This window comes from Kitasatospora sp. NPDC041917, assembly GCF_055589745.1.
Window position 1 is genome coordinate 70,982 of sequence record NZ_JBVJBI010000013.1, and the last position, 15,776, is coordinate 86,757.

Here is a 15,776-nt window from a genome sequence, read left to right on the forward strand (position 1 = left end):
CCTCAGGCGCCGATGGTCAGCACCGCCTTGCCGTGCAGCCGCCGCCCGAGCAGGGCGTCGACCGCCTCGGCCGCGTCGTCCCAGTCGCCGCGCCAGGTGATACCGGGGTCCAGCTCGCCCGCCGCCACCCGGTGGGCAAGCCACCCGAGGTCGCGGCCGAGGCCGGTGCAGCCGAGCAGGTAGAAGGAGACCACCGCGCGGTCGTGCCTGTTCGCGTCGCCGAACAGGGTGCCGAACGCGAAGTCCTCGCCCCGGCCGGAGCTGTGGCCGGTGGCGACCAGGACGCTGCCGGGGCCCAGGGCCTCGTAGGCCTCGACCAGTTGGGGGCCGCCGACGACGTCGACCACGCCGTCGACCGGCCCGGTGGTCTCCTTCGGCGAGGCGACCACCTCGTGGGCGCCGAGGCGGCGCAGCACCTCGCCGTTCCGGTCCGGCGAGCCGGTGGACGCGACCACGTGCGCGCCCGCCGCCCGGGCGAGCTGGACGGCGTACCGGCCGACGCCGCCGGTGGCACCGGTGACCAGGACGCTGCGGCCGAGCAGCGGGCCGATGCGGTGCAGCGCGCGCAGGGCGCTGAGGGCGGCGACCGGGACGGTGGCGAGGGCGGCGAGGTCGGCACCGACGGGTGCGGCACCGATCAACCCGGTGTCCACCGCCCGGAGTTCGGCCCAGCCGCCGGCCGGCATCAGGGTGACCACCGGGGTCCCCTCGGCGGGGCCGGAGCCGTCGGCGGCGGCGCGTTCGACGATGCCGGCGGCGTCCCAGCCGAGGACGGTGCCGTCGGGGGCCGTGTCGAGGCCGAAGGCGACCTCGCCGTAGTTGAGCGAGGTCGCGGTCACCCGGACCAGTGCCTGGTGGGGCGCCGGCTCGGGGTCCGGGGCCGTACCGAGGCGCAGGCCGCCGGGGGCCGAGCGGTCGACCAGGAGTGCACGCATGGAGGATCCTCCCCAAGATTCTGCCACTGAGTGGCATAAGCCTACAGGTGGCATTATGGCCCCGACTAGACTGACCGCGATGACTCCCGAGAAGGCCACCGCCACGGCACCGGAGCGCGGTGCCGAACAGGCCCCCGAAGCGCCGGGCGCCGCGCTCCCGCTGCGCGAGCGCAAGAAGCTGCGCACCCGTCAGGCGCTGATCGACACCGCCCTGGAGCTGTTCGGCGAGCACGGCTTCGACGGGGTGACCCTGGACCGGCTGTGCGAGGCCGTCGAGGTCTCCAAGCGGACCTTCTTCCGCGCGTTCTCCAGCAAGGAGGACGTCGCGATGGCGCCCACCCAGGACCTGTGGACGACGTTCCTGGAGGTGCTGGAGAGCCGGCCGTCGGACGACGGCCGGCTGATGGCCCTCCTGGAGGGGACTCTCACCGAGGCGATCGACCGGATGCCGGCCGACGGCTGGGCCGAACGCGCCCTGGCGAGCCGCCGACTGGCCGCCCGGACGCCCTCGATGGACGCCCACGGGCTGGCCTTCTGCGAGCGGGCGACCCGGGAGGCGGTGTCGACGGTCACCCGCCGGTTCGCCCTCGACGGCCCCGAGGCGGGTGCCGCGCTGCGCGCCCGGCTGGCGACGGACATGCTGGTCGCCGCGTTCCACCAGGCGATGGACGGCTGGGTGGCACAGCCGTCCGGGCACACCCGCGCCGACCTCGCACGACGGCTCCGGACGGCCTGCGCCGAACTGCCGGGCGCGCTCGCGGCATCGGTCGAACCACGGCGGGCCTGAGCTGCGGCACCGGCCGAGCCACCGCGGGCCCGAGCCTCGACGGGCCTGAGCCGCGGTGGCCTGGGCGCGGCGCCGGTCGAGCCACGGCGGGCCCGAACGCGGCCCGGCACCGCCGCACCGAGGGCCGCCGTCAGTCCGCGGCGGTGAGCCGGGCGAGCACGAGCCCGGCCACGATCAGCGCCAGCGCGGCCGCCCGGCCCGCGCCGAGCGACTCGTGCCGCAGGACGGTCCCGAGCGTGATGGCGCCGACCGTGCCGATACCGGTGAACATCGCATAGGCGAGGCCGGCCGGGAGGTCGCGCATGGCCCGCGACAGCAGGTAGACGGACAGCGCGCCGAGCAGTACGCACAGCGCGGTGGGGCCGGGGCGGGTGAAGCCGTCGGTCGGCTTGATGCTCTGCGACCAGACGACCTCGACCAGGCCGGCGGCGAGCAGGAGGAGCCAGGACACGGCCGCCTCACCCCCGCCCGCCGGCACGCGCCCCGGCCGCCGCGGCCACCCCGACCGCCCCGGCCACCCCGACCGCCTCGCGCGCCAGCCGCCGGCCGGCCTCCGCGGCCTCGGCCAGGGCGGCGGCCAGCGACTCCTCGTGCTGCGGGAGCCGTTCGGCCAGTGCCGGGTCCACGGTCGCGTTCGCCAGTTCGGCGCCGATGACCAGGGTGTCCTCGACGGCGTAGTGCCCGTGGAAGAAGTCCACCAGGTAGCGCGTCTGGTGGTCGAAGGGCGCGCGCGGCATGCCCGGCCGGTAGGAGCCGCCCTGGGCGGAGGCGACCACGAAGCGCCGCGGCCGCAGGTTCATCTTCGGGAAGGTGACCTGGTCGATCCAGAGCTTGAGCTGCGCCGGGACGCCGAAGTTGTACATCGGCGAGCCGATCAGGACGACGTCGGCGGCGAGCAGTTCGGCGAGCAGCGGTTCGAGGACCGCCCACGCGGCGCGCTCGGCGTCGGTGCGGACCGCCTCGGCGTAGCGGTCGGGCTCGACGATGCCCTCGCGGAGCAGGGTGTCGCAGATCGTCGTCCAGGCCTCGCCGATCGGCGGCACGGGCTCGGCCGCGAGGTCCCGGTAGGTGCAGGTGCCCTGCGGCGCTTCGGCGCGCCAGGCCTCGGCGAAGGCCGCGCCGATCCGGCGGGAGAACGAGCTACGGCGGGCGCTGGCGTCGAGGTGGAGGAGCTGCGGCATGACGGTACCCCCGGGATTTCACAAGCGGACACTGCGTCCGCTTGACTGGTGACGATGCTAGCCATCAAGTGGACAGGGCGTCCACTTGTTAGAATCGGCCCATGCCACCGACCGAACGCGCCGACGCCGCCCGCAACCGACTCAAGGTGCTCCGGGCGGCCGAGCAGTTGTTCACGACCCGCGACCCGGCCGCCGTGACCATGGAGGACATCGCCAGGGCGGCCGGCGTCGGCCGCGGCACGCTCTACCGCCGCTACCCGGACCGCGCCTCGATCGCGCGCGCCCTGCTGGACGCCCACGAGCACGAGATCCAGGAGCAACTCCTGCGCGGGGAGGGCCCATTGGGCCCGGAGCCGGCGGCCGCCCCGGCCGAGCGGCTGAGCGCCTTCTACTCGGCGATGGTCCGCCTGCTGGAGCGCCACTCCCACCTGCTGCTCGGCGCCGAGACCGGCCCGGCCCGGCTGGCCACCGGCGCCTACGGCTTCTGGCGCGCGCACGTCCGGATGCTGGCCGCGGCGGCACGGGCCGAGGACCCGGACGTCCTCGCCGACCAGTTGCTGGCACCGCTCGCCCCGGAGCTGTACCGCCACCACCGCGACCGGGGCGTGTCCGCCGAACGCGTCGAGGCGGGACTCCACCTGCTCGCCCACCGCATGCTCGGCGACTGAGACCCCGGCCCGCCGGGCCTGCCCGAGGGCGGACCTGCGGAGAGCGGGCCTACGCGGCCCGCAGGGAGTCGAGCCAGCGCAGCAGACGGCCTCCTTCGCGCGTCATGACCTCCGGGTCGCGCAGCGCGTTGGCGAGCAGCGACATGCCCTGGTAGCCGGCGACCAGGGTGAGGGCCAGGCCGTCCGGGTCGGGCAGGCCCAGCTCGCGGAACTGGCCCGCGGCCCAGTCGAGCAGCCGCCGGATCACCGCGCCGGCCTCCGCGTCGAGGTCCCCGTCGGCGCGCTTGTCGAGTTCGACGGCCAGGGTGCCGGTCGGGCAGCCGTGCCGGGCGGCGGTGTCACGCCGGCCGACCCAGGCCTCGACCAGCGCCTTGAGGCGGTCCAGCGGATCGGGCAACCGCTCCAGCCGCTCGGTGATGTCGTCCAGGTGTGCGCTGTGCTCGGAGAGCGCGGCGCGGACCAGCTCGTCCTTGGTCTTGAAGTAGTAGTAGACGTTCCCGACCGGGACATCGGCCTCGCGCGCGATGTCGGCGAGGGTGGTCCGCTCGACGCCCTGTTCGTGCAGGACCTTGGCCGCGGCCGCGGTGAGCCGTCGGCGCTTCTGCGACGCCGCCGTGCGCCGGTTCACTGAGTCAGTCACCCGACTGACTATAGACAGCCGCCCGGGAAGGCGGCTACGGTCTTTCTCAGTCAGCCAACTAACTCACTGGCTCGACCGCACATCTCACTCCTGACATCTCACTCCTGGGGGCGGAAATGATCACAGTGACGGGCGCGACCGGCAACATCGGCCGGACGCTGGTGGAGCTGCTGGCCGAGGCGGGCGAGCAGGTGGTCGCCGTGTCCCGGCAGCCGCAGCCCGACCACCCGGCGGCCGGGGTCCGCTGGGCCCGGGGCGGCCTCGGCGACGCCGCCGGCCTGCGCCCGGCCCTCGAAGGGTCCCGCGCGCTGTTCGTCCTGTTGGGCGGCGAGCTCAACAGCCACGGCGAGCGCCCGGAAGCCCTGCTGAGGACGGTCGCGGACGCCGGGGTGGAGCGGATCGTCCTGGTCTCCTCGCAGGTCGGCGCCACCCGGCCGGACGCGCCCTCGCACGCCCGGCTGCGGGAGTTCGAGGCCGCCGTGCGCACCTCCGGACGGGACTTCACCGTCCTGCGCCCCGGCGGCTTCGCCTCCAACGCCTTCGCCTGGGCCGGGACGGTCCGGGCGGAGCGGACGGTCTTCGCGCCGTTCGGCGGGGTGGCGCTGCCCGTGGTCGACCCGGCGGACATCGCTGCGGTCGCCGCGGCGGTGCTGCGCGAGGACGGCCACGGCGGCCGCACCTACGAGCTGACCGGACCGGAGGCGATCGGACCGCGCCGGCAGGCCGAGGTCATCGCCGAGGCCCTGGGCGAGGAGGTGGCCTTCGTGGAGCTGTCCCGGGAGCAGGCCCACGCCCACCTGGCGCGGTTCATGCCGGAGCAGGTGATCGCCGGGACGCTGGACGTCCTCGGCCTCCCGCTCCCCGCCGAGCAGGCGGTCAGCCCCGACGTGGCGGCCGTGCTGCACCGCCCGGCCGCGCCCTTCCGGGCCTGGGTCGAGCGCAACCTGCCGGCCTTCCGGTAGCGCCGGCGCGGCCGCCCCGGACGCGCGAGCACAACGCGCCCGGGGCGGGCCGCCCCCGGGTGGGCCCGGGCAGGCGGGCCGCACGCAGGCAGGCGGGCCCCACCCGGCCGGGCCTCAGGCCGTGGCCGGCTTGGCCGCCTCGGTGTCCCCCGCCTCCGGGGCGGGAACGGCGCGCAGCTGGGGAGCGGGCGGCGCGGGGATGACGGCGGCGACGGCGGCCGCGATCAGCGCGACGCCGCAGCCGATCACCAGGCCGACCCGGAAGCCGCCCTCCGAGGGCAAGGCGTGCCCGCCCAGGTTGACGGTCATCTGCGACAGCACCACACCCATCACGGCGGCGGACACCGAGGTGCCCAGCGAGCGCATCAGGGTGTTGAAGCTGTTCGCCGAGGCCGTCGCGGACAGCGGCACCGCGCTCATGATCAGTGCGGGCATCGCGCCGTAGGCCAGGCCGACACCGCTGTTGCAGACGATCGTCACGATCAGCACGCCCCAGGTGGAGCCCATCAGCGGCAGCGCCAGCCCGTAGCCGACGGCGATCGTCAGCGCCCCGGCGGCCAGGGTGAACTTCGGTCCGCGCGCGGCGGACAGCTTGCCCCCGAACGGGGAGACGACCATCATCATCAGCCCGCCGGGCGCCATCCACAGGCCCATCGCCAGCATCGACTGCCCCAGCCCGTAGCCGGTGAGCTTCGGCAGCATGAGCAGCTGCGGCACGATCAGCGCCTGGGCGTACATGCCGAAGCCGACCAGGACGGAGGCGGCGTTGGTCAGCAGCACCCGCGGGCGGGCGGTGACCCGCGGGTCCACCAGCGGTTCGGGGACGCGCAGCTCCCAGCGGGCCCAGAGCATCAGGATCGCGGCGGAGGCGGTGAACAGGCCGAGGGTGCGGGTGCTGCCCCAGCCCCAGTCCCCGCCCTTGGAGACGGGCAGCAGCAGGCAGACCAGGCCGACGCTGAGGCCGATCGCGCCGACGAAGTCGAAGCGGCCGCCGACGGGGCGGCCGTCCGCGGCGGGGGCCGGGATGACGGTCCAGAGCATGCCGATGATGACGACGGTCAGCACGGCGGTGCCCCAGAACAGCGCGCGCCAACTGGCGTAGTCGGCGACGCCGGCCGCGATCGGCAGGCCGAGGCCGCCGCCGATGCCCATGGAGGCGCCGACCAGGGCGATCGCCGAGCCGAGCCGCTCGGGCGGCAGGACGTCGCGCAACAGGCTGATGCCGATCGGCACCAGGCCCATGCCCATGCCCTGGAGCGCCCGGCCGGCGATCATCGGCACCACGGAGTCGGCCACCGCGCACAGGACCGAGCCGAGCAGCAGCGGGACACAGGAGGCGATGAGCATCGTCCGCTTGCCGAGCAGGTCACCGAGGCGGCCGCTGATCGGGACGAAGACGGCGGCGGAGAGCAGGGTCGCGGTGATGACCCAGGAGGCGTTGGACGCGCTGGTGTGCAGGAGTTGCGGGAGCTCGCTGATCAGTGGGGTGACCAGGGTCTGCATGATCGCGGCGACGGTGCCGGTGAAGGCGAGCACCGCCACGATCGGACCGGTGCGGGGAGTGGGGGCGGGGCCGTTGATGACGGGCCTCCTCGGGCAGTCGAAGAGCAGGAGTGTGCAGAAAACACACAATGTGCATGGAACACAGAATGGTCAGCTTACACATGATGTGCGTTGTGCACATCATGTGGGCCACGCATACCTCTGGCATACTGAAAGGTGATCCACGGAGAAACCGCAGGTCGAAGCGGTGATGAAGGGACTTCGACATGACCAGCCCCACGCACGAGGTCGCCCTCGAATTCCTGGTGTTCGCCCGGCACCGCGACCTGAGCCAGGTCAACGCCCGCCCCGAGGGCAGCCAGCTCGAACGCAGTTCCTACATCCTGCTCAGCCGGGTCGACGCCGAGGGGCCCATGTCCATCGGGCAGTTGAGCGACGCCTTCGCCCTGGACGTCTCCACCCTCAACCGGCAGACCGCGGCCCTGAAGAGCGCGGGACTGCTCGAACGCATCCCGGACCCGGACGGCGGCATCGCCCGCAAGTTCCGCCTCACCGAGGAGGGCCGGAACCGCCTGGAAGCGGAACGCGAGGCCCACGTACGGGCGCTGAACCTCGTGATGACGGACTGGCCGGAGGAGGACATAGCCTCCTTCGCCGGCTTCCTGCGCCGCTTCAACACCGGCATCGAGCGGCTCGACGGGCGGCCCTGGCCCCGGAGTTGAGACGTCGGGGCCGCCCCTCCCGTGTCAGTGGAAGGTCGTAGCCTGCGACCGGTTCCACGCGCCATGGGGAGAGGGATGGCAACACTCGACGAACGGACGGCACTGCTGGGCGAGCCGTGGCAGTTGTACCTGGACCACCCCGGCCACCCGATCCGGAACCTGCTAGAACGCCGAAGGGCCGCACGGGAAGTCGGCCCGGCCGACTTCCCGCGCGGGGACGGAAGCGCCCCGTCAGTGGGCCGGGGTGAGTTCGGCGAGGAGGGCGGGGCCGGTCCAGCCGGGGGCGGTGCCGGGGGCGGCCGCCTCGGCCTCGCGGACCAGGGTGATCAGGCGGGCGTTGGCGGGCGCCGTGAGGCCGTGGCGTTCGGCGAGGGCGACGATCTCGCCCTGCAGCGAGTCGATCTCGGTGGGGCGGCCCCGCTGGAGGTCCTCCCACATCGAAGAGCGGGCCGTCGCGTCGATCTGCAGGCTGGCCCCGGCCAGCTCCTGGAACTGCGCGTCCGGCAGTTCCAGTACCTGCGGCATCACCTCCGGCGGCACCGGGCCGAGCTGGGCGGGCGCCATCCCGGCGGCCCGGAACACCGCCAGCGCCTCCAGCTGGCAGCGCGCCACGCACTGCCGGTACGCCAGCTGCCCGACCTGCTCGCGCAGCGGAAGCCCGGAGAGCGCGTTGACCGCGTTGTTGAGGTTCATCAGCAGCTTCGCCGCCTGGACGGCCGGCATGTCCGTCCGCAGCTCCAGCAGCAGACCGCCCGCCCGGGCGGCGTCGGCGAGGGCGTCCGCCCCCTCCTCGGCGGCCAGCATCAGCGAGCCGCCGCTGCCCTGGTGGAACGCCGCGGTCCCGGTCCGCACCACGTTGTACGGGACCATCCCGGCCAGCACCCGGTGGGACGGCAGCGCGGCCGCGAGCACGTCCACGTTGCGCAGACCGTTCTGGAAGCTCACCACCACCGTGTTCGGACCGAGGTGCGGGGCGAGTTCCCGGGCGGCGGTCGCGGTGTCGGCGGACTTCACCGTGACCAGCACGTAGTCGGCGCCGGCCGCGGCCTCCGGGTCGGCGGCGGCCGTCAGGTCCCGCACCTCGCGGCGGGCCTCGCCCGGGCCGGTGAGGGTCAGCCCGTCCGCGTCGATCGTCGCCATCGCCGCCGGCCGGCCGATCAGGGTGACGTCGGCGGTCGGGGCGAGCATGCCGCCGAGGTGGCAGCCGATGGAACCGGCGCCGAACACGGCGATCCGGAGCTTGCGCTGGGCGGGGGTGGTGGGCACGGGGCTGCTCCAGGGAGAAGGCGGACGGCGGCGGGGATCGTCAGTCGAAGAGGTCGGGGTCCGAGAGGGTGATCTGGTCCCACAGCGGGCGGGCCTGGAACCAGCCGGCCAGCGAGGTCCCGATCTGGTTCCGGGTGATCAGCGCGGTCTCCCGGTCGATCGGCTTCGGGGTGCCTGCCGCCATCGCCAGCAGCTGCGCCTGGCAGGAGCGCTCCATGGTGATGAACCACCAGACCGCCTCGGCCACCGACCGGCCGACCGTCAGCAGGCCGTGGTTCTGCAGGATCACGGCCTTGTGCCCGCCCAGGGCGGCGGCCACCCGCTTGCCCTCCTCGGCCTCGGTCACGACACCCCGGTAGTCGCTGTACAGCCCGTGGTCCTCGAAGAAGACGCAGGCGTCCTGGGTGATCGGGTCGAGCGGGATGCCGAGGCTGGAGAAGGCCTTGCCGTACAGCGAGTGCGAGTGCGCGGCCGCGACCGTGTCCGGGCGGGCGGCGTGCACCTGGGAGTGGATCGCGAAGGCGGCCCGGTTCACCGGCCGCCTGCCGTGCAGCAGGGTGCCCTCGTGGTCGACCAGGATCAGGTCGGAGGCCTTGATCTGGTTGAAGCTCATGCCGAACGGGTTCACCCAGAACCAGCCCTGGTTCTCCGGGTCGCGGACGGTGATGTGCCCGGCGACGCCCTCCGAGAAGCCGAACTGGCCGAACAGGCGGAACCCCGCCGCCAGTTGCTCCTTCCGGTACTGGCGCTCCTTCTCCACCGAGTCGAACACCGGCGGCAGCGGCAGGGTCACCCCCTCCGGGGCCGGTCCCACGACACCGGTCGCCGCATACGGGTCTTCGGGCTGCTGCGGTGCGGACATGGCGACTCCCGGGGCTGCTGCGGTGGGACGAGGGGGGCTGGGGCTGAAGGCCGGCTGGGCGGGGGCAAATCAAAGATGCGTTCGAAAGATACATACCTTTGGCATCACCCCTGTGACTATGATCAATCTGATCATCGATCAGGGGGAGGGGCAATGATGCGCAGGGCATTGGCCACGTGGGCAGTTGGAATCGCCGCAGGTACGGCACTGCTCGTCGGCACCTCGGCGACCCTGGCGGCAGCACCCGCGCCCAGCACTGTCGCCAAGCAGCTGAACGAGCCGAACCAGTCGGTCGTCGGGCAGCTCAACGAGCCCAACCAGTCGGCCATCGGGCAAATGAACGAACCCAACCAGTCGGGCCAGTGACCAGCCCGCTGCTTCGCGACACCACACCCACCCTCGCCCCCTTCCGGGACCCGGACAAGACCTTCGGGCAGTTCCTGGAGGAGAAGTGGACAGCCGTCTGCCGGGGCCTGGGGATCGGCGGGTCGGAGACGGCCCGCGTCCTGCGGGACCTGCGGGACGTGCTCAGCCCATGGGGGGCGCGGCCCATCGGGACCCGCTGCCATCCACCGTCGTTCGTCTCCACCGACGGCTTCCCCGCCGAGCTTTCCGTCAGCTGGAAGGCGGGGAGGCCGGAGGTGCGCATCCTGTTCGAGTCGCTGAGTTTCGACCACACTCCGCTCGGATGCCAGGAAGCCGGACGGGAGTTGACGCTTCGGCTCGCCGAACGGCCGGGGGTGAGCATCGAGCGGTACCTCGACGTCGAGGACCTGTTCGTCACGGCCCGTCCCGGCCTCAACCGGCCCACCGTCTGGCACTCCTTGGCCTGGCAGCCTGGCGAGCGGCCGCACTACAAGGTCTACCTCAACCCGCAGGCGCACGGCCCGGACCGCACCGACGAGGTCATGGCCGAGGCCATGCACCGGCTGGGGCTGGCCGAGGCCTGGGAGCCGGTGGGGCGGCGGTGCGGGGAACTCGCCCGGCGCGGGCACGAGGTGGAGTTCTTCGCCCTCGACCTGGACGGCGGAAGCGCCTCCCGGGTGAAGGTCTACTTCCGCCACCTCCCGATGCCGATGGACGAGTTGGACACCGTGGCCGCACTGTCGCACCGCCACGATTCGGCACGGGCGGCCCGAGCCCGTGCCGTGATCCACGGGCGGGACGGCGGCACGGTGGACAACGAGCCGATGACCTGCCTGGCGTTCCGGGAGGGTGCGACGGGGCCCGAGGAGGCCAACGTCTACCTGCGGCTTCCCGGCAACACCCGCAGCGATGCCGAGGCCGCCGAGCGGATCGCGGAGCTGATGCGGATCGAGGGCGTCGACCCGCGCCCGCACGCCGAGGTGCTGCGGCGGCTGACGGAAGGGCTGCCCGAGGGCGAGAGCGGGGTGCAGGAGCTGTGCAGCTACCGCACCATCGCGCCGGGGATTCCGGCGCACATCGGGCTGTACCTGCGCTTCAACACGTACGGGGCTGTTCCTACGGCCTGAGGTCGCGGTTGCGCCTGAACTCGCGGATGAGCGCGAGGAGGTTGACCAGAGTGCTGGCCGGGACGTTGCCGATGTCGACCAGGCGCCGGCCGTGGAGGTTGATGTCGCCGGGGCTGGCGGACGGCCAGAGGAGGCCGAACTCTCTTCCTTCCGTGCGGAGTTCGACGATGAGTTGGGCTACCTGGCGCGAGGTGAGGTGCAGCAGCGCCGGGTCGGCGGGGTGAATGGGGTGGTGGGCGCTCACGCGACAGCACCGTCCAGCTCGAACCAGACGGTTTTGCCCAGGTGTTGGGGATCGACGCCCCAACGGTGGGTGAGGCCGGCGACGAGCTGGAGACCCCGGCCGGTCTCGGAGAGAAGGGCGAGGGGGCCCTGTTCCGGGAGAAGGGGGCTGCGGTCGGAGACCGCGACGCGCAGGGTGTTGGCGCGGTGGTGGATCAGGATGACCGGGGAGGTCGTCTCACCGTGGCGCCAGGCGTTGACGATCAGTTCGACCATCGCGAGTTCGGCGTCCGCGATGAGGGAGGGCGGCCAGCCGGCACTGGTCATCCCGTCGCGGAGGGCGTCGCGGGAGAGGGTGAGGGAGGGGGAGTTGAGGTTACGCACAGCGTCTCCCAAGGGGAATGGAAGGATGAACCGAGCGAGAAGTCACCGTGAGCCAGTCCGGACATGGGTGCTCTGCGGTGCAGGGCAGCGTTACTGACGCCCGCATCGGTGGTCGGTGCGTCACCGACTGTAGGACATCGCTGGTACATGTACCGGCACTTCTACCTGTTTCTTCACTCGATCGATGGATTGCTGGACCCCTCACGCAATTGCAATGGATGCTTGGGGCATGCCACCAGGAACCACCCCGTCTGCCCGGCAGGAACGAGTCGGCATCGAGCTGCGGAAGATGCGCGACTGCGCCGGACGCACAACTGCCGAGGCTGCCGCGCTGTTTGGGTTCTCTCGAACGAAGATCACGCAGATCGAGAAGGCGCAGTACCCGATCAGCGCCGAACGCGTGAGGATGCTCGCCTCCGACTTCCAGGAGAGCGACGCCACCTACATCGAGGCACTCGGCGCCATGGCCGAGGAGCGCCACAGAGGCTGGTGGGAGGACTTTCGCGGTTCCGTGCCGGTCGGCTTCCTGGACATCGCGGAGATGGAGTACTTCGCCAAGGGAATGCGCACGTATCAGGTCTCGCATGTTCCCGGCGTTATGCAGACCGAGGAGTACGGGCGGGCAATCTTCCAGGATGTCTACCCGCCGCTCTCACCGCGCCTCCTGGAAGCCCGCGTTGAGCATCGAGTGCAGCGTTCGACGTTCTTGATGCGAGACGGAGCTGAGCCATACTCGGCATTGGTGCACGAGGCCGCCCTGCGCATGCTGTTCGGCGGCCGTGATGCTGCCAGGCGACAGCTTGACAGGCTGCTTGAGTACTCGGAACTTCCTCATGTGACACTTCGGGTGATCACCTTCAGCACCAACGGGTTCATGGGCGCGGGACAAGGCGTCATCCATGCCAACGGCCCTGTGAAACGGCTCGACACTGTCCAGCTCGACGCCGTCGGCGGCCCGGCATTCCTGCATGAGCAGAAGCACTTGGAGAACTACCGCTACATCATCGACAGGATGACCGAGCGGTCTCTCACCGAGAGCCAGTCCCGTGATGCCATCCGGCTCATCAAGAAAGAGATCTAAGCCATGGAAACACTCCGCTGGAAGCGCCCTGAAGCTTGCCCCGATGGCGCAAGCTGCCCCGAGGTGGCCATAGGCCCCGACGCCATCTACGTCCGTAGCAGCCTCCTGCCCAACGCCATCGCCCAACTCACCCCCGACGAATGGCGCGACCTCGTGTCCGCGATCCGCGCCGGCGAGTTCGACGCCTGACTCCCCGCTGCACCGGCCGGGGCCGCGATTCGGCACACGGGTGCTGATCTGCTAATATTCCTGACGTCGCGAGGGAGATGATCTCTCGTCAGGCGTCAGCGGTGCTACCAGAGCACGTCCTACTTTCAGTAGGAAGAGTCCGTGCAACCCGGGCCTGGCGCTCCACAGTCGGAAGGGTCCGGCATCCACACGGGTGCCGGGCCCTTCCGCTTTTCATCGCCCCTGAACGAGCGACTACACCCCGTCCGCCGTGCAACAACCGCACTGGGTCGACTCATGCCGCTCCGCCGGCTCCTTTGTCGCCAGCCACGCCCGGCCCAGGACAGCGGTGACGGCAAGAACTGCCACGAACCGCACGGTGTTGTGGAACTGCCGAGAATCCGGCGCCGAAAACCGGAGCGCCCGGAGCCCCTTCGAGGACATCTCGACATCGAGCGCCATCTCCCCGGCCGTGTCCCCGGCCCCCGACGCCCCGCTCTTCTGCTCTGCCATCCACCCCTCCATCCGCGTCCGCACGAGTGTGGCAGGTCGCCGGCGGCACCGTGGTCGCGGAGTGGACCAGAGCGCCCCCGGGTCCGGGTACCGGGAGCACGATTCGTCACACGGGTGCTGAGCTGCTAATATTCTCGACATCGCGAGGGAGATGATCTCTCGTCAGGCGTCAGCGGTGCTACCAGAGCACGTCCTACTTTCAGTAGGAAGAGTCCGTGCAACCCGGGCCTGGCGCTCCACAGTCGGAAGGGTCCGGCATCCACACGGGTGCCGGGCCCTTCCGCGTTTCCCGACCCGGGACAGGAGCAACAGTGCAGATCGCGACCGACGACCTCTCCGGCCCCGAGATCGCCCGCTTCCTCGACGAGCACGTCCAGCAGATGCGGGCCATCTCCCCACCGACCAGCACCCACGCCCTCGATCTCGACGCCCTCCGCCGGCCCGGGATCACGTTCTGGTCGGTGCGGGACGACGGCGTCCTGGTCGGCTGCGGCGCTCTCAAGCAACTGGACACAGACCACGCCGAACTGAAGTCGATGCGCACGGCACCCCTGCGCAAGCGGAGCGGCGTCGCGTCCCTGCTGCTGGAGCACATCATCACCGAAGCCAGGCGCATGGGCTTCACGAAGCTGAGCCTGGAGACCGGCACGCCCGACTTCTTCCTGCCGGCCAGGAAGCTGTACGAAAAGTTCGGATTCGTCCCCTGCGAACCGTTCGCGGACTACCGGCCCGACCCGAACAGCGCGTTCATGACGAGAGAGCTCTGACCGACGGCGCCCATCCGCCCGGCCGCGATTCGTCGCACGGGTGCTGAGCTGCTAATATTTTCGACATCGCGAGGGAGATGATTCCTCGTCAGGCGTCAGCGGTGCTACCAGAGCACGTCCTACTTTCAGTAGGAAGAGTCCGTGCAACCCGGGCCTGGCGCTCCACAGTCGGAAGGGTCCGGCATCCACACGGATGCCGGACCCTTCCGCGTTGCAGCCCCGCCTTTCCACTGCGCTGATCCCATGAACGCACAATCAGGCAAAGGCCTGATCTCATCGTCGGCGAACTTCCTGAGCGGAAGCCGGTTTTCCGCCGCCAGGGGCCGGGGTAGAGCGGAGGCGTTCGCACCCTGACCGTTCCGGTGCTCATGAGGGGCGAATCCGTGACGCTTTCCCATCGGAAGGACACCCTCATGCACAGGTCCCTTCGGAACGCCTTCGCGACCGTCCTCGTGACGGGTGCGCTCACCACCGCTGCCGCTCCGGCCGCCGCCGCCGAACAGGCGCCGTCGGCGGCCGGGGTGCGGGCGGAGCTCCGCAACCCGAAGACCGTCAAGGTCGCCGACTACAACCAGGCCCGCAGCACCCTGATCAACGCGGGCAGCAGGACGGCCGCCAAGTCCCACCCGGCACACGGCACCAAGGACGTCCCGGTCTCCCACGGAACCAGCCTGCTCGCGGAGGCCCGCGACGAGTTCCGCGCCGCCGACCGGAACCTTCCGGCGGGCCAGAAGAAGTCCGACATGTCGATCCCGCACTACAACGCCGTCCACAGCGCGGCCACCACCATGGGCATCGACCGCTGGTGACGCCACCTCGCTGATGTGAAGGACCCGGGCCCTCCTCCGGCCCCCGGAGAAGGGCCGGCTCTTCAGCGGGCCCGGGACAGGGGTTCCTCCCGGGGCTTCCACCCGATCTGCTTGCGACGTGCCGCTGTCACCTTCGCCCCCCGGCGGTTCACTGATCTTCGGCACGGACCTTACGACAGCTCTAGCGGGGCCGGGGTATGGCCGAGGGGCCGCCCAGCGTCCCGTCCTCGTCCACGGTGAAGACCTCGATCTCCTTCTGCAAGGTCACCGTGATCCGGCCCGGGGCGGACCATTCGGCCTTGACGAAGCCGTCGCCCTCCTCCCAGGTGCCGAGGCCCCAGTGGCGGGCCGACCAGCCGCTTCCCGTCAACAACTCCACCCGGTAGACCGGATCGATCGAGAAGGCGATGTCGGTGACGCGCAGCACGTGGTCGGAGCGGTTCGGGTCGGGCTTGCGGTCGACCAGCCGGCCGTCACCGCCGAAGATGTACGCCACGGCTCCGACCCCCGCCCCGATGACGAGGAGCGGTGACAGGACGGCCGCACAACCGATCTGCGCCCATCTGGTGCGGAACTCGAACCGGGCCACCACCGAGGCCACGGCCAGCGCGATCGTCGTTCCGAGCAGCAGCACTGGGTGGTTCAGCCAGCGCTCGACCTCGACCAGCCCGCCCTGGCGGGAGGAGAAGTAGCCCGGCAGGTACACCAGGAGGGCCGCCAGCGCCGCGCCCCGGAGCCACCACACGACCTGCTTGCGGCGCGTCACCGTCATTTGCTCCCCCCGGAGTTGTCCTTTGCCGGGACTTTACTACG

The 15,776-nt window shown here is 71.4% G+C and carries 21 protein-coding genes; 10 read left to right on the forward strand and 11 right to left on the reverse strand.

Annotated elements, in window-relative coordinates; genetic code table 11:
* Positions 1 to 2 precede the first annotated feature (2 nt).
* Positions 3 to 935 carry a zinc-binding dehydrogenase gene (locus tag ACZ6EM_RS18115; protein WP_465772747.1) on the reverse strand — a complete coding sequence of 311 codons (933 nt, stop codon included), beginning with the start codon at positions 933 to 935 and terminating at the stop codon, positions 3 to 5.
* A gap of 79 nt (positions 936 to 1,014) precedes the next feature.
* On the opposite strand from ACZ6EM_RS18115, the gene ACZ6EM_RS18120 reads away from it, so the two are divergent.
* Positions 1,015 to 1,722: a TetR/AcrR family transcriptional regulator gene (locus ACZ6EM_RS18120; RefSeq protein WP_380356490.1), complete on the forward strand. Its 708-nt coding sequence runs from the start codon at positions 1,015 to 1,017 to the stop codon at positions 1,720 to 1,722.
* Between the two features lie 130 nt (positions 1,723 to 1,852).
* Here ACZ6EM_RS18120 and ACZ6EM_RS18125 read toward each other — a convergent pair whose 3' ends face one another.
* Positions 1,853 to 2,173 (reverse strand): DMT family transporter, encoded by a 321-nt coding sequence (locus ACZ6EM_RS18125; protein WP_355268639.1) that lies wholly within the window; start codon positions 2,171 to 2,173, stop codon positions 1,853 to 1,855.
* Between the two features lie 7 nt (positions 2,174 to 2,180).
* Positions 2,181 to 2,903 carry an NAD(P)H-dependent oxidoreductase gene (locus ACZ6EM_RS18130; protein ID WP_452178313.1) on the reverse strand — a complete coding sequence of 241 codons (723 nt, stop codon included), beginning with the start codon at positions 2,901 to 2,903 and terminating at the stop codon, positions 2,181 to 2,183.
* A gap of 101 nt (positions 2,904 to 3,004) precedes the next feature.
* Between ACZ6EM_RS18130 and ACZ6EM_RS18135 the strand changes: the two genes are divergently transcribed.
* On the forward strand, positions 3,005 to 3,571 hold the full coding sequence (locus tag ACZ6EM_RS18135; protein ID WP_401044939.1) for a TetR/AcrR family transcriptional regulator: 567 nt from the start codon (positions 3,005 to 3,007) through the stop codon (positions 3,569 to 3,571).
* A gap of 49 nt (positions 3,572 to 3,620) precedes the next feature.
* Here ACZ6EM_RS18135 and ACZ6EM_RS18140 read toward each other — a convergent pair whose 3' ends face one another.
* Positions 3,621 to 4,211: a TetR/AcrR family transcriptional regulator gene (locus tag ACZ6EM_RS18140; protein ID WP_452178311.1), complete on the reverse strand. Its 591-nt coding sequence runs from the start codon at positions 4,209 to 4,211 to the stop codon at positions 3,621 to 3,623.
* Between the two features lie 116 nt (positions 4,212 to 4,327).
* Between ACZ6EM_RS18140 and ACZ6EM_RS18145 the strand changes: the two genes are divergently transcribed.
* Positions 4,328 to 5,173, forward strand: a complete 846-nt coding sequence (locus ACZ6EM_RS18145; protein ID WP_465772748.1) for an SDR family oxidoreductase — start codon at positions 4,328 to 4,330, stop codon at positions 5,171 to 5,173.
* Between the two features lie 114 nt (positions 5,174 to 5,287).
* Here the strand turns inward: ACZ6EM_RS18145 and ACZ6EM_RS18150 are convergent, their stop codons facing one another.
* Positions 5,288 to 6,754 (reverse strand): MFS transporter, encoded by a 1,467-nt coding sequence (locus ACZ6EM_RS18150; protein ID WP_465772793.1) that lies wholly within the window; start codon positions 6,752 to 6,754, stop codon positions 5,288 to 5,290.
* A gap of 188 nt (positions 6,755 to 6,942) precedes the next feature.
* Here ACZ6EM_RS18150 and ACZ6EM_RS18155 point away from each other — a divergent pair, with 188 nt between their 5' ends.
* A complete protein-coding gene (locus ACZ6EM_RS18155; RefSeq protein ID WP_387691717.1) occupies positions 6,943 to 7,398 on the forward strand; it encodes a MarR family winged helix-turn-helix transcriptional regulator in 456 nt (151 codons plus the stop codon).
* Between the two features lie 231 nt (positions 7,399 to 7,629).
* Here the strand turns inward: ACZ6EM_RS18155 and ACZ6EM_RS18160 are convergent, their stop codons facing one another.
* Positions 7,630 to 8,664 (reverse strand): 2-dehydropantoate 2-reductase, encoded by a 1,035-nt coding sequence (locus ACZ6EM_RS18160; RefSeq protein WP_465772749.1) that lies wholly within the window; start codon positions 8,662 to 8,664, stop codon positions 7,630 to 7,632.
* Between the two features lie 40 nt (positions 8,665 to 8,704).
* Positions 8,705 to 9,526, reverse strand: a complete 822-nt coding sequence (locus ACZ6EM_RS18165; RefSeq protein WP_465772750.1) for a class II aldolase/adducin family protein — start codon at positions 9,524 to 9,526, stop codon at positions 8,705 to 8,707.
* Between the two features lie 153 nt (positions 9,527 to 9,679).
* Between ACZ6EM_RS18165 and ACZ6EM_RS18170 the strand changes: the two genes are divergently transcribed.
* Positions 9,680 to 9,892: a hypothetical protein gene (locus tag ACZ6EM_RS18170; protein ID WP_465772751.1), complete on the forward strand. Its 213-nt coding sequence runs from the start codon at positions 9,680 to 9,682 to the stop codon at positions 9,890 to 9,892.
* Positions 9,889 to 11,019, forward strand: a complete 1,131-nt coding sequence (locus tag ACZ6EM_RS18175; RefSeq protein WP_465772752.1) for a tryptophan dimethylallyltransferase family protein — start codon at positions 9,889 to 9,891, stop codon at positions 11,017 to 11,019. Before ACZ6EM_RS18170 ends, ACZ6EM_RS18175 begins: the two co-directional genes overlap by 4 nt.
* Here the strand turns inward: ACZ6EM_RS18175 and ACZ6EM_RS18180 are convergent.
* On the reverse strand, positions 11,009 to 11,263 hold the full coding sequence (locus ACZ6EM_RS18180) for a hypothetical protein (protein ID WP_380359172.1): 255 nt from the start codon (positions 11,261 to 11,263) through the stop codon (positions 11,009 to 11,011). The two genes, ACZ6EM_RS18175 and ACZ6EM_RS18180, sit on opposite strands and share 11 nt — an antisense overlap.
* Positions 11,260 to 11,625, reverse strand: a complete 366-nt coding sequence (locus tag ACZ6EM_RS18185) for an ATP-binding protein (protein ID WP_452178305.1) — start codon at positions 11,623 to 11,625, stop codon at positions 11,260 to 11,262. The genes ACZ6EM_RS18180 and ACZ6EM_RS18185 overlap by 4 nt, the downstream gene beginning before the upstream one ends.
* Before the next feature lie 229 nt (positions 11,626 to 11,854).
* Between ACZ6EM_RS18185 and ACZ6EM_RS18190 the strand changes: the two genes are divergently transcribed.
* Both ACZ6EM_RS18190 and ACZ6EM_RS18195 read left to right on the forward strand, forming a co-directional pair.
* Positions 11,855 to 12,706, forward strand: a complete 852-nt coding sequence (locus ACZ6EM_RS18190; protein ID WP_401054225.1) for a helix-turn-helix domain-containing protein — start codon at positions 11,855 to 11,857, stop codon at positions 12,704 to 12,706.
* A 3-nt stretch (positions 12,707 to 12,709) separates the two neighbouring features.
* On the forward strand, positions 12,710 to 12,895 hold the full coding sequence (locus ACZ6EM_RS18195; protein WP_465772753.1) for a DUF397 domain-containing protein: 186 nt from the start codon (positions 12,710 to 12,712) through the stop codon (positions 12,893 to 12,895).
* A gap of 234 nt (positions 12,896 to 13,129) precedes the next feature.
* On the opposite strand, the gene ACZ6EM_RS18200 is transcribed toward ACZ6EM_RS18195, so the two are convergent.
* Positions 13,130 to 13,387: a hypothetical protein gene (locus tag ACZ6EM_RS18200; protein ID WP_465772754.1), complete on the reverse strand. Its 258-nt coding sequence runs from the start codon at positions 13,385 to 13,387 to the stop codon at positions 13,130 to 13,132.
* A gap of 311 nt (positions 13,388 to 13,698) precedes the next feature.
* On the opposite strand from ACZ6EM_RS18200, the gene ACZ6EM_RS18205 reads away from it, so the two are divergent.
* Positions 13,699 to 14,154, forward strand: a complete 456-nt coding sequence (locus ACZ6EM_RS18205; protein WP_401054220.1) for a GNAT family N-acetyltransferase — start codon at positions 13,699 to 13,701, stop codon at positions 14,152 to 14,154.
* Positions 14,155 to 14,567: 413 nt separating this feature from the next.
* Entirely contained in the window at positions 14,568 to 14,963 is a 396-nt protein-coding gene (locus ACZ6EM_RS18210; RefSeq protein WP_465772755.1) for a hypothetical protein, read from the forward strand.
* 181 nt (positions 14,964 to 15,144) lie between these two features.
* Here ACZ6EM_RS18210 and ACZ6EM_RS18215 read toward each other — a convergent pair whose 3' ends face one another.
* Positions 15,145 to 15,735 carry a hypothetical protein gene (locus ACZ6EM_RS18215; protein ID WP_401047204.1) on the reverse strand — a complete coding sequence of 197 codons (591 nt, stop codon included), beginning with the start codon at positions 15,733 to 15,735 and terminating at the stop codon, positions 15,145 to 15,147.
* Positions 15,736 to 15,776: the final 41 nt, after the last annotated feature.